We start from the raw sequence: 12,077 nt of genomic DNA on the forward strand, positions 1-12,077 counted from the left end.
TGGAGGCGCCTCCCGGAGTCGAACCGAGGTCCACGGATTTGCAATCCGCTGCATAGCCACTCTGCCAAGGCGCCTTTAATAGTGATTTAAGAGAACAACTCTTTGTTCATCACTCTACTCAAAATGTAGAAGCTAGATAGATGGTGCCCCGGGCCGGACTTGAACCGGCACAGCGCGAACGCCGAGGGATTTTAAATCCCTTGTGTCTACCAATTCCACCACCAGGGCAACGCAATCTTGCGAGGCCGATTACTGAAAAGTAAAAACACCATCTCTCAGCGACCTAAGCCGTGAGAACGAGGTGTACTTTAACGGAAGGAAAAAATTCGTCAACAATAAATTTTATCTTTTAATTCAAGTGATTAATTATCGAACTCAAAAGAATAAATTTAGTGCAGCTTGTACGGTTCTTATACTTGGATTTCTAATTTAAACGGACAAATCACTGACAACCATTGATTCAAATACCAATTGAATGCGGTGATTTTATTGTTTTAAACCAAGCAAATGGCGTTTTCATGTGCTTTTCACATTCAACGATTAGAGTTTGAAGTAACTCTTATTAAGAAGTAAACATGTGAAACCACTAAAACGATATCAATATGAGCGCTATGCCGTTCTTTGTAACCTCGCCTACCCTAGAGTTTTTAAGCAGACTCGCTATGGTTTTGACCCTAATGGACAACGCATCATCAAGAACCAGTTTGGTAAAACCATGATTAGAGTGTTGTGGAGTAGCGACAAAGATGAAGTGGTTGTGGTAATCAAAGGATCGCACAGTATCTCAGATTGGCTACTAACCTTTGCTCTATGGACAAGAAGCTGTAAGAGAATTGGGCTCAATTATCGTGTGCATGCGGGTTTCTACCATCTAATGTTTCAAGAGAGCCAGCCAAGTCGTAATGAAGATAAGCTTGGCTTAACCGTTATTGAGCGCTTGGAAGCCACGCTCACACCTCTCATCGAACAAGGAAAAAGAGTGTCTATTACTGGCCACTCTTCCGGAGGCGCTATCGGTTGTGTCTTCGCTGATTACTTTGATCAAAAGTACCCAGGCTGTATTAAACGAATAGTGACTTTTGGCCAACCCGCCATTGGTGATTGGAGCTTTCGAAAGCACTATCGCATGAGTAAGAAGACCTACCGAATTTGCTGTGACATCGACATCGTGACCTTCATGCCACCGGTTCCTTTGCTCTATTGGCATGTAGGTAAAGTGCTTTGGCTTTATAACGGACGAATCTATGAGAACACTCCTACATTAATCCGCCTTGGTCGCTCTATCTTTAGTTGGCTGATAAGACCTTTCTCTTACCACTTAATGAGCAAGTATATCCGTAACAAAGATTTCTTTGATAAGCATTGAAATGGGTACGTAGGAAGCTTTTAGCGGGGTCAAAAACGAAAAAACCAGTCACTAGGACTGGTTTTTTCTGAATGATGGAGGCGCCTCCCGGAGTCGAACCGAGGTCCACGGATTTGCAATCCGCTGCATAGCCACTCTGCCAAGGCGCCTTCAATAGTGTTTTAAGAGAACAACTCTTTTGATTAATACCAAGCGAGGTAATAATCAAATAGATGGTGCCCCGGGCCGGACTTGAACCGGCACAACGCGAACGTCGAGGGATTTTAAATCCCTTGTGTCTACCAATTCCACCACCAGGGCACGCAATTCTTTATTGCGATGCCGATTACTGAAAAGTAAAACACCATCTTAATGTCGAAATGAATCAACACTACAAAATTTGGAGCGATACATCGGGTTCGAACCGATGACCTCAACCTTGGCAAGGTTGCGCTCTACCAACTGAGCTAGTATCGCATTTTCATTCTTATTATCTCTTAACTTATCAAACTAAGAGAAAGAATGGAGGCGCCTCCCGGAGTCGAACCGAGGTCCACGGATTTGCAATCCGCTGCATAGCCACTCTGCCAAGGCGCCTTTTTAATTCAACACTTTAGGGACTTAAATAAGCCGCACCGCTGTGTTCGGGTGCCTACTTTACGGATTGAGGGGAGATAGTCAAACAAAAAAGTGAATTTAAATTCCGTTTGCTGACATTTAAATCAAATTGCTGCATGTTCGATCTCTTCAATCAAAAAACACACAGCAAAATCGAGTTGCACAAAATGTTCTAGCGCTACCACTTCTTCATGAAACGACCGACAAGACTAGGATGATATGCCCAGCAGTGGTCAAACATCGTCATAAGTTGAGGGTTACCATACTTAGAAAGACTAACCGCGTGGAAACGGTTTTTGTGTTCTTTCAACTTTTCAACCTGAGCAATCATTTCGTCAGATTGTTTCGGTGCAATAAAGTCAGAAAGTACGATTAAATCGGCATTCTTGTATTTATCACCCGTCATCAAGTCAATCGACTTCATAAGAACAGGTTCCAAATCCGTACCACCGTGGAATGAGTAACTTAGGAAGTCGCTCGCTTCACGTAGGCCATCCTGCCTTGTTAACTCATAGGTGATCTGCTCAGAAGAGAACAGAATCACGTAACAGTCTCTCTCTTCTGCAAGAGCAATTTGCATTAAGGCATAAGCCATTGCTTTAGCAGACTGCTCAGGAAAACCACTCATCGAACCCGAAGCGTCGACACAGACGATAAACGGGCCCTTTTCAATATCAATGTTCTTGCTATCTGGTTTTTGTGCTTTCACTTTACGTAACGTGCGTGATTTACCTTGCGAGCGATAGCTAAGTAAACGCTTGTCGGCCAAGTGCTTGTAAAAGATAACCTCAAGTTCAGGATAAGCTAGGAACATGGTTTCGTTTGGCAGCATTTTGTTCAGGTCATCACTTTCATGAATTCCTACAATATCATCAACCGCTTCATCGCTTTTCTCTTCAACCATCTGCAGCTCTTCTACAGGGGCTTTGTGTAGTGAAGGATCATCTTCCTCGCCAGCCATACGGCCTAGCTTTTCAGCGATCTCTTGCAAGCCCTTGTGCTTATTCAAGAACTCAGCATGACGTTTCATGATGGTAAGGTCTGTTTTGCTTAACTTGGCAGATGCCATGTCCCACAAGCGCCCTACACTGCCTTCATCACCCGACTCTGTCACTTTATCCATGTTTTTCATGGTTTCCATGCGCTGATAAAGATCGGCTAAGACTTTTTCTTTGCTTGTTTCAAGTTCAGTTACTTGAGCTTGTTTAATCGCATCTGATAGTGATTGGTACCATTGGTCGCAAAAGTAGTGTGGAAACATCGCGTTATAAACACCCTTGTTGTTCTCCATAAGGCGTCGAGCTTGTAGATAAAACGCTGAGTGCCACTCAAGTTTTTTGATAACACTGTCTATCTCATCAAAGAACTGAGGTTCATCCCAGTAAATCACTTCTTGATAAAGGGCGATTTCCTCTTGGAATCGATCAGTTTCACACACCTTAGTAACGCGTTTTTTAACTTTACCGCGCCATTTAACTAAGTGGTTTTTCACTGATGTTTTCACACCTTTGTTCTCAGCAGCCATCATGACTTGAGAACGAGCGATGAGATCATTCATCGCGGTATCTATGATTCCTGAGTCAGCTACCATCAAAGCGAGGTTTAAGCCGTCTGCTCCTAACATATGCTCTCCTCTTACTCGAAGTACTGGCTCATAAACTTAATACGCTGAGCGATCTTGGCACTCTTCACTTTCGTGGTTTCAAGATCTTGCGTTACCGATTGCAAACTTGCTTCCATCGCTTTTGGTAAATCAGGGTCAATATAGTTATGAGGTAATGCATCATGGAATTCAGTACGAACGCGTTTTAACTTGAATTCAGCTTCAGTTAACTGTTCTAAGGCTTTCTCAGCGCCACTCAACCACTTGTTGTACAGTTCTTGGTCTAAACCGTCAGTAGTAACCACACTCACCAATACAGAGCGATTGGCGATGTCTTTAATCACTAATTGGTTTGATGCATCCAAGTCGAGTTTTAAACGGCATAGGTTTTTATTTTCGTTTACGTAACCGTAAATATCACCGTGACCTTCTTTAAGAACACGATCAAAATCGTCTTTGGCTACGTATACCCAACGGCTATCGCCTTTCTCAGATTCAGAAACCGACATGTTGCTTTGCAGCATAACCAGTTTCACTAGATTGTAAGCACTGCCCACGCTGTACATTTTCGCGTTCTTGATGTCATTCTGGTAAACATCTTTACGCAACAAGCCACTGGTTGACTCCATAGAAAGTGACACCGACAACGTTGATTCAACATCGTCTTGAATCTCTTCTAACTCTTCACGAGACATTTCAATTTGAGCTTTCGACTCTTGTTGATCAAACGCTCGGTTCAATGCAAAGTCTTTCACCACGCTACGAACCACATCACGTGATTCTGGGCTATGCCACAAACAATCTTGCAGAAGCATAATATCCAGCGGGTTCACGCTATCGCGACCACTGAAGAACGCACTCGCTTTCAATAGTTTAACGGCCTTCTTCCAGCGTCTGTCTGATACATACAATTCTGACTCTGAAGCAGAGCCTTGCTTCTTAACCGTCTCTTCAAGCATGGTTTTTAGTTCAAACAACTTATCAAACGAATTGTCTGTCAGTTCCAGCTTATCGAGCTCTTTCTGCCATTGATGGTATTCAATGTCCGTAATCGCCAAACCTTTTGGAATTACCGCTTCTTGAGAAGTACCCGTCGTCAGCATCGATTTGAAGTTTTGTTTGTTTTGAATACGGTTCACGAACACGCGTACCAACATACGGTCATAAAGTGCTTCCAAGCCGCTGTCTTCATCTGGAAGTTCGTTGGATGCCGATACTAGTAGACGCATCGGTACACGTTCAATATCACTGCCGTTTTTGAAAGTCTTTTCGTTAACGACAGTAAGTAGCGTGTTTAGGATTGCAGGGCCGGCTTTCCAGATCTCATCAAGGAATACAACTTGTGCTGTTGGTAGGTAACCTTCGGTCAGCCTTACATAACGACCGTTGTCTTTTAATTCTTGGATACTTAGCGGGCCGAACACTTCCTCTGGCGTAGAGAAACGTGTCATCAAATATTCAAAATAACTACTGTTGTCAAAAGCCTGAATAAGACGTTTTGCGATAAGGCTTTTTGCAATGCCCGGAGGGCCTAATAGAAACACGCTTTCACCAGCCAGGGCCGCCAGTAAACATAGCTTAATCGTGTCTTCTCTTTCATAGACTCCATCAGAGAGAGCATGCGCTAATTTATTGATTCTTTCAGAGAGTAGCGCCTTGTCAGCATGTGAAGAAATAGAAGGGTTCATGCGTTACTCCGAAAATCTTTGAACAGTTGAGAGTGTAGAATTGTTTTTATACATTTGTTAGCACTTTGTTACAAGTATCTTTTATTATTGAGTTGCCTTTATATCAGATGGTTACGCTGCAATTTTTGCGTAATCATAGATTCCAATTATGAGAGTAGCATCACGAACGGCGTGAAATTAAATCTATTGCTAAGCCTAATTTTTCTTTTATTTTCGACACCATAGACGTTATGGTGGTGCACGTCTTCAGTTATCCGAAAAATTGGCAAGGAATGTGGCCAGACTGCATGAGTAAAGTTATCCATCAATGGAAAAGTATTTCTCTCATAGAAGAGAACGTGACGCTCCCTACGAACGTCGTGGTAAAACATACAACAATAAACCACCCCGGCGCGGCAGTTATTCTTCCTATCACTTCGTCTGGAAAAATCATCCTCATTAACCAGTTTCGCCCTTCTCTTAAAAAATGGCTTTTAGAATTACCGGCTGGCACCATGGAAATTGGTGAGACACCTCTTGAATGTGCCCAGCGAGAGTTGGAAGAAGAAACAGGTTACAGTGCAACTTCTTTTCAAAGCTTAGGACAAGTTACCCCTTTAGCTGGATTCTGTGATGAGATTCAGCATTTGTTCGTCGCCAAAGACTTAAGCCTCACTACCCGCTTTAAATGCGACGAAGATGAAGTCATAGAGGTGATCGAACTGAGTCTAGAAGAACTGCACGACAAAATACGACACGATCAAATTACCGATACCAAAACTATCGCTTGTTTAAGTAAAGCCCAACTATGCGGCCATCTATAGCCAATTATATGACTACCTAAAGTACTCTAGGAGAGAAACATGGACTTTCGTTCTGATACCGTAACTAAACCCTCACAAGCCATGCGTGACGCAATGGCAAACGCAGAAGTGGGCGATGATGTTTATGGCGATGACCCAACCGTCAACGAACTAGAACAGTGGGCAGCAAATGAGACAGGCTTTGAAGCGGCAATGTTTACCTCTTCAGGTACACAAGCCAACCTTCTTGGCTTAATGGCGCATTGTGAGCGTGGTGATGAATATCTGTGTGGCCAGCAGGCGCACAACTACAAATACGAAGCTGGCGGCGCTGCGGTCCTTGGTTCTATCCAACCTCAACCAATCGAGAATAACCCAGACGGTACTTTAGACTTTAAAAAGCTTGCCGCTGCGATTAAGCCCGACGACAGCCACTTTGCTCGTACCAAGCTTCTTAGTTTAGAAAACACGATCAATGGTAAAGTCCTGCCAATGTCTTATCTAGCGGAAGCACGTGAGTTCGTAAACCAACACAGACTTCAAATGCACCTAGATGGCGCGCGCGTCTATAACGCAGCAGTCGCATTAGATGTACACATCAAAGAGATCGCACAACATTTCGATTCTATGACGATTTGCTTATCGAAAGGTTTAGGCGCTCCTATCGGTTCATTACTTCTTGGCAACAAAGAATACATCGCAAAAGCACGTCGACTACGTAAAATGGTCGGTGGCGGTATGCGCCAAGCAGGTATTCTTGCCGCAGCGGGAAAAATGGCTTTAACAGAGAACGTTACTCAACTTAAAGCTGACCACGAGAACGCAAAAAATCTAGCGATTGGTTTAAGCAAACTAGAAGGTTTTTCTGTTAACCCTGATTTCATTCAAACTAACATTGTGTTTGCTAAATTAGATGAATCAGTAGATATCAACCGCATCGCACGAGAGCTAGGTGAACAAGGTATTACTATGTCACCAGGTAATCCTGTTCGCTTTGTTACTCATAGAGATATCAGTTCAGAACACATCGCTACTTTCCTAACTAAGTTGGAAAATGCGCTTTAAGCCATACTAAATGTTCACCCAGAACAAATAAGACTTGAGCTTCCCCTTAGGGGAAGCTTTATAATCATGTTTTTACCGGAGTAAAAACGTGCATTACCCAACCTTCGCTCTAATATTGCTAGCTCTTTCCTCTAACCTTCATGCCTCTGATTTTGGCGACGCTGAACTAGGTAAAGTTAAATCACCAAGCTGCGTTTTTTGTCATAACCCTACCAGTCAATCGACTAATAACTCCTATCCTAAGCTTTCTGGCCAAGATCCAACCTATCTCTTTAATACAATGAAAGCGTATCAAACCGGAGATAGGCAGGGCGATTACGCGGATATGATGCGAGCGCAACTAAGTAAGCTTAACGATCAAGATTTGAAAGACATAGCGGCTTTTTACGCTTTACAAGATTAGCGGCTCCCACCTTCAATAGGTCAATCATCAGCTAAATAAACATCACCAAGTCGCCTATACTTCAAGCAAACTCACTGAGCTCATTGAAGGTCGGGATAGATATACCTTTACACGTATCATCCAACCCTTACAATGTGCAGCAAATATATTTATCAAGGTTTATCTCTATGTCTATTCAATGGTTTCCGGGTCACATGCATAAAGCCCGCAAAGAAATCGAAGAAGTTATCCCACAAGTTGATGTGATCATCGAAGTACTGGACGCTCGTATCCCGTTCAGTAGTGAAAACCCAATGATCTCTTCACTGCGCGGCGATAAGCCTTGTGTAAAAGTGCTGAACAAGCGTGACCTTGCAGATCCTGAACTGACTCAACGTTGGATTGAGCACTTCGAGAAGGAGCAAGGCGTTAAAGCGATTGCGATTACGACTAGCGTAAAAGAAGAAGTTAACCACGTTATGGAGCTGGTACGTAAACTGGCACCGCACCGTGAACAGATGGGCAAAAACATTCGTACAATGATCATGGGCATCCCGAACGTGGGTAAATCGACCATCATCAACTGCTTGGCTGGACGTACGATTGCGGTTACTGGTAACCAACCTGCGGTAACTCGTCGCCAACAACGTATCAATCTGCAAAATGGCGTGATCCTTTCAGATACTCCAGGAATCCTTTGGCCTAAAGTAGAAAACCCACACAGTGGCTTCCGCTTGGCTGCAACAGGTGCTGTAAAAGATACAGCAATGGAATACGATGAAGTGGCATTTTACACAGTAGAGTACCTAGCAAAACAGTACCCTAACCTTTTGCAAGAGCGCTACCAAATTGAAGAGCTGCCTGAGTCTGACATCGAACTGATGGAAGCGATTGGCCGTAAGCGTGGTGCACTTCGTGCCGGTGGTCATATCGACATTCACAAATGTTCAGAAATCCTGCTTCACGAATTGCGTAATGGCACTTTAGGTAAGGTAACGCTTGAGTTGCCAGAAATGATCACACAAGAGCTGATCGAAGTTGAAGAAGCGGCTGCGCTGAAAGCGGAACAACAGACTAAGAAAAAAGAAGAGCGTCGTAAGCGTTACCTGAAGAACAAGCGTTAATCGCGATTAGTTTTTATAATCTGCTTTAATTTCTGTTTACCACTCTTACACCAGCCTCTAGATATTCACGCTCTATCGATAATAGAGCGTGAATATTGCCCGCTACCGTTTGTTGATCTAGCTAACATACTGACAAATCTATAGAAATGGTCGTTTACAATCCCAAAGACTGTGACATACTACGCAAATTATTGTGTATCAATCTCGGCTAATTTCTCAATGCGCTCTTATTCTGGGTTCAAGAATCAAAGATTTAAAACCTATTTCGATAATGAAATTTATTTGCCGTACATAAATTTCATCTACATCCCTATCTCAATATTCTGTGCTTTTATCGTCACCGACTACATCCACTTTGGTAGCGAGTGCATTACGCCTATCATTTTCCGAGTCATACTTTTTTTATTGATGATGGCCGCCGCCAGATACTGTATTACAAACAAACCCAACGTTTTGGAACTCGTAGAAAGTGCCTTCCTTGTAATTAGCTCACTTTTCTTGGTCTATATCGGTCGACTAGCCATCGAGCTGAACAACTTCGATTACCAAGGTGGCATCATTTTAGTGATGATCTACATTGGTACGTTTTCAAGATTGTCAGCCAGATACAGTATATCTACGCTGTCGTTTATCTTTTTGGCTTATCTCATCGGCCTTGCGCCACTGCTTTATGAAGCGGAGCCAGAGCATGAAATAGAAACAATTTCCGTTTATATCTCGGCTTACATCCTAATCTCAGCGGCCTGTGTTAGACGTGACCTGGAAGTACACAAACGTTTCGCTCAATCCGAGCAACTCCGCAAACAAGCGATTCAGCTTCGCAAGCAATCTAATATGTTCGAGGCCCTTTCCTATCAAGACGCACTAACGGGCTGCTACAACCGCCTTTATCTTCATCAGGTGATAGAACCGAGCATAGACCGTCAGCGATCCATTACATCGCTCATGATAGATATTGATCATTTCAAATCGATTAACGACACCTACGGCCATCAAATGGGTGACATGGTGATTAAAGAACTGGCCGATGAGATTCAAAAACGACTACCGACTAGCAGTAACTGCTTTCGATACGGCGGTGAAGAGTTTTTGGTGCTGGTCCAAGGAGAAACCGAGGCTTCAATTGAATCGCTGGTTAATGCCCTTTTAGAATCCCCTACTCGCCTTAGATTAGAAGTAACAATTTCAATCGGTGTGAAACATGCCCCTCAAGCCCTTGGTTCTGTCGAGCAGCTTATCGACGACGCTGACCAAGCACTCTACATTTCGAAAAAAGGCGGTAGGAATAAGATCACATGGTGTGATTAATCGCCCAATATTTCACGCATCTTTGCGAATCATTAAAACGACCACTAATTCAATCAAAAAAGCCCCGAGCAACTTAATACTCGGGGCTTTTGTCTTTGTTCTTCTGCTTTAAAATAGCTTCGTTAAGAACCTGCTACTCAGCAAAAAAACAGTATTCAACAAGAATCGACTAAGAATACACAACGCTCGCTGTTTTCTGTTCAAGTTCAACGGGAGAGCTCCAAGAAATCACTTTTTCATTCACTTGGCTGCCACATGGTGCGTTCCAAACTTGCTCTAGTTCTTCTTTGCCACCAATCGCCTGATAAAAAGCAATCGCTTGGTGGTTCTCAGACATCACCTCTAGGTAAAGCCCTGAGTCCGAATAGTATTGCTGCAACCACTTCGACAATTCAGACAACAGACGCTTGCCTACACCTCGTCCACGATAATTATTATCTACATGTAACGCATCGATGAACGTACCACGCTCAAAGTTGTGATTACCGAACGCGCAGACAAAACCAACCAGTAAACCGCCTTCCTCAAGCAATAAAACATGTTGGTTGAAAGGAGGATTAATCAAACGAGTCTGCCAAATAACAGATCTGTCCTCCAAAACATCATGTTCTAGGTAATCATCAGCAAGAATGCCACGGTAATATAGCTTCCAGCTATCCGCGTGTAATTGGGCAATCCGCTCATAATCTTTATATTCAGCTACCTTAATTTCCATTTATTAGCCCTTAGTACTTCCATTTATGACTTGCTACTACATTTCACACTACCTTTATACAATATTTAAGCAAAACATACTAATACACGTTTACACTTTCAATATTGACTTACACGTGTACGCTGATATTCTAGCGCACAGATGTAAGCCCAATGGAAATTTGCTAATGAATAGTGCCGACAAACAATCTACAAAAAAGCCGCCATTAATCTGGCTCAATATTTTTGTGTTCTCTTTTAGTATGCTGCTTGCTGTTGTAGCGGCTCCCGTTTATGGCTACTTTTTTGGCTATGGCATGGAGCACTGGATATGGCTAGCAATCTGCTTTACGTTCTGTAACCTTTCAATCACGACAGGTTATCACCGCTTATGGTCACATAAAGCGTTTGAAGCGCATTCAAGCCTAAGATTCCTGTTTGCATTAGGTGGTGCATTTGCCCTGCAGAACAGCGCGCTACACTGGTCTTCTGATCACCGTGTTCACCACAAGCATGTCGATAACAACGACAAAGACCCATACTCTGCAAAACGTGGATTTTGGTACTCACACATTGGCTGGATGATTCGTAATTACAGCACCTCAATGTACGAAAACTACGAAAACTGCCGTGACCTTAAAAAAGATAAGATTGTTATGTGGCAGCACAAGCACTATGTTCTGTTAGCATTACTAATGAACTTCGGTGTTCCTATCGCTTTAGGCGTGATTTACGGTGACGTGATTGGCATGTTGTTAATCGTAGGTGCAGTTCGTTTGGTACTTAACCACCACACAACATTCTTTATTAACTCTCTTGCTCACATCTGGGGTAGCCAACCTTTTACTGACAAAAACACAGCGCGTGATAACGGTGTGTTAGCAGTACTCACTTTCGGCGAAGGCTACCACAACTTCCACCACATCTTTGAGAACGACTACCGTAACGGCATCTACTGGTGGCAATACGATCCAACAAAATGGTTGATTAAGAGTGCTTCGTTGATGGGACTGGCAAGTAAGCTTAAGAAAACCCCTCAAGCTCGTATTGAGAAAGCTGAAGCGTCAATGTTACTTAAACGCACCCAGCAAAAAATCATGCATCGTGCCGACAAGCAACAAATCGCAGAGAAGCTTCAACAAGAGTTTGATGCTCTAGTATCAAACATGAACGAATATTACGAAGTTAAAAAACAGCTACTTGAAAGCAAGCGCGAAGACGTTGTGAAGAAGTACGAACACTCTGTTCTTAAGGTTCGTTATCAGCAAATCAAAATGAATTTCGAACAACAGAAGAAAAATTGGGCGATGACAGTGGAACAATATGCTTAAAGCAAAAAAATACGCTTAACACACCAATAACAACACAGTTTGATTCTTATTCTGAAGCCCTTATATTGCTATGAGGGCTTTTTTAAGGTTCATCGCGGATTAGCGGGAACTAAAAACAAAAACGGTAGTAAGTGATAT

At 42.9% G+C, this 12,077-nt stretch carries 10 protein-coding genes and 6 tRNA genes; 7 read left to right on the top strand and 9 right to left on the bottom strand.

Features of this window, described 5'->3' with window-relative positions:
- Nucleotides 1–74 (bottom strand) — tRNA-Cys (locus A6D97_RS13865).
- Nucleotides 75–141: 67 nt separating this feature from the next.
- Nucleotides 142–228, bottom strand: a tRNA-Leu gene (locus tag A6D97_RS13870).
- Between the two features lie 349 nt (nucleotides 229–577).
- On the opposite strand from A6D97_RS13870, the gene A6D97_RS13875 reads away from it, so the two are divergent.
- Nucleotides 578–1,366: a lipase gene (locus tag A6D97_RS13875; protein WP_017064543.1), complete on the top strand. Its 789-nt coding sequence runs from the start codon at nucleotides 578–580 to the stop codon at nucleotides 1,364–1,366.
- Nucleotides 1,367–1,441: 75 nt separating this feature from the next.
- On the opposite strand, the gene A6D97_RS13880 is transcribed toward A6D97_RS13875, so the two are convergent.
- From A6D97_RS13880 to A6D97_RS13905, 6 genes are all read right to left on the bottom strand, one after another.
- Nucleotides 1,442–1,515: transfer RNA gene (locus A6D97_RS13880), tRNA-Cys, on the bottom strand.
- A 64-nt stretch (nucleotides 1,516–1,579) separates the two neighbouring features.
- A tRNA-Leu gene (locus A6D97_RS13885) sits at nucleotides 1,580–1,666 on the bottom strand.
- Nucleotides 1,667–1,746: 80 nt separating this feature from the next.
- Nucleotides 1,747–1,822: transfer RNA gene (locus A6D97_RS13890), tRNA-Gly, on the bottom strand.
- A gap of 46 nt (nucleotides 1,823–1,868) precedes the next feature.
- Nucleotides 1,869–1,942: transfer RNA gene (locus tag A6D97_RS13895), tRNA-Cys, on the bottom strand.
- 199 nt (nucleotides 1,943–2,141) lie between these two features.
- On the bottom strand, nucleotides 2,142–3,587 hold the full coding sequence (gene viaA, locus A6D97_RS13900) for an ATPase RavA stimulator ViaA (protein WP_017070584.1): 1,446 nt from the start codon (nucleotides 3,585–3,587) through the stop codon (nucleotides 2,142–2,144).
- Between the two features lie 11 nt (nucleotides 3,588–3,598).
- On the bottom strand, nucleotides 3,599–5,254 hold the full coding sequence (locus A6D97_RS13905; protein ID WP_017067123.1) for an ATPase RavA domain-containing protein: 1,656 nt from the start codon (nucleotides 5,252–5,254) through the stop codon (nucleotides 3,599–3,601).
- A 287-nt stretch (nucleotides 5,255–5,541) separates the two neighbouring features.
- On the opposite strand from A6D97_RS13905, the gene A6D97_RS13910 reads away from it, so the two are divergent.
- The 5 genes from A6D97_RS13910 (at nucleotide 5,542) to A6D97_RS13930 (ending at nucleotide 9,915) form a co-directional block, all read left to right on the top strand.
- Nucleotides 5,542–6,057, top strand: a complete 516-nt coding sequence (locus A6D97_RS13910) for an NUDIX hydrolase (RefSeq protein WP_065584641.1) — start codon at nucleotides 5,542–5,544, stop codon at nucleotides 6,055–6,057.
- A 39-nt stretch (nucleotides 6,058–6,096) separates the two neighbouring features.
- Entirely contained in the window at nucleotides 6,097–7,101 is a 1,005-nt protein-coding gene (gene ltaE / locus A6D97_RS13915; RefSeq protein WP_065584642.1) for a low-specificity L-threonine aldolase, read from the top strand.
- Between the two features lie 88 nt (nucleotides 7,102–7,189).
- Nucleotides 7,190–7,504 carry a cytochrome c gene (locus tag A6D97_RS13920; protein WP_017069125.1) on the top strand — a complete coding sequence of 105 codons (315 nt, stop codon included), beginning with the start codon at nucleotides 7,190–7,192 and terminating at the stop codon, nucleotides 7,502–7,504.
- Nucleotides 7,505–7,671: 167 nt separating this feature from the next.
- Nucleotides 7,672–8,607 carry a ribosome biogenesis GTPase YlqF gene (ylqF, locus tag A6D97_RS13925; protein ID WP_065584643.1) on the top strand — a complete coding sequence of 312 codons (936 nt, stop codon included), beginning with the start codon at nucleotides 7,672–7,674 and terminating at the stop codon, nucleotides 8,605–8,607.
- Nucleotides 8,608–8,889: 282 nt separating this feature from the next.
- Nucleotides 8,890–9,915, top strand: a complete 1,026-nt coding sequence (locus A6D97_RS13930; protein WP_065584644.1) for a GGDEF domain-containing protein — start codon at nucleotides 8,890–8,892, stop codon at nucleotides 9,913–9,915.
- A 169-nt stretch (nucleotides 9,916–10,084) separates the two neighbouring features.
- On the opposite strand, the gene A6D97_RS13935 is transcribed toward A6D97_RS13930, so the two are convergent.
- Nucleotides 10,085–10,630 carry a GNAT family N-acetyltransferase gene (locus tag A6D97_RS13935; protein ID WP_017062600.1) on the bottom strand — a complete coding sequence of 182 codons (546 nt, stop codon included), beginning with the start codon at nucleotides 10,628–10,630 and terminating at the stop codon, nucleotides 10,085–10,087.
- Between the two features lie 166 nt (nucleotides 10,631–10,796).
- Between A6D97_RS13935 and A6D97_RS13940 the strand changes: the two genes are divergently transcribed.
- Nucleotides 10,797–11,939, top strand: a complete 1,143-nt coding sequence (locus A6D97_RS13940; RefSeq protein WP_017062601.1) for a fatty acid desaturase — start codon at nucleotides 10,797–10,799, stop codon at nucleotides 11,937–11,939.
- The last annotated feature ends 138 nt before the right edge of the window (nucleotides 11,940–12,077 follow it).

It is taken from the genome of Vibrio sp. ZF57 (assembly GCF_001691235.1).
Lineage (GTDB): Bacteria > Pseudomonadota > Gammaproteobacteria > Enterobacterales > Vibrionaceae > Vibrio > Vibrio crassostreae_C.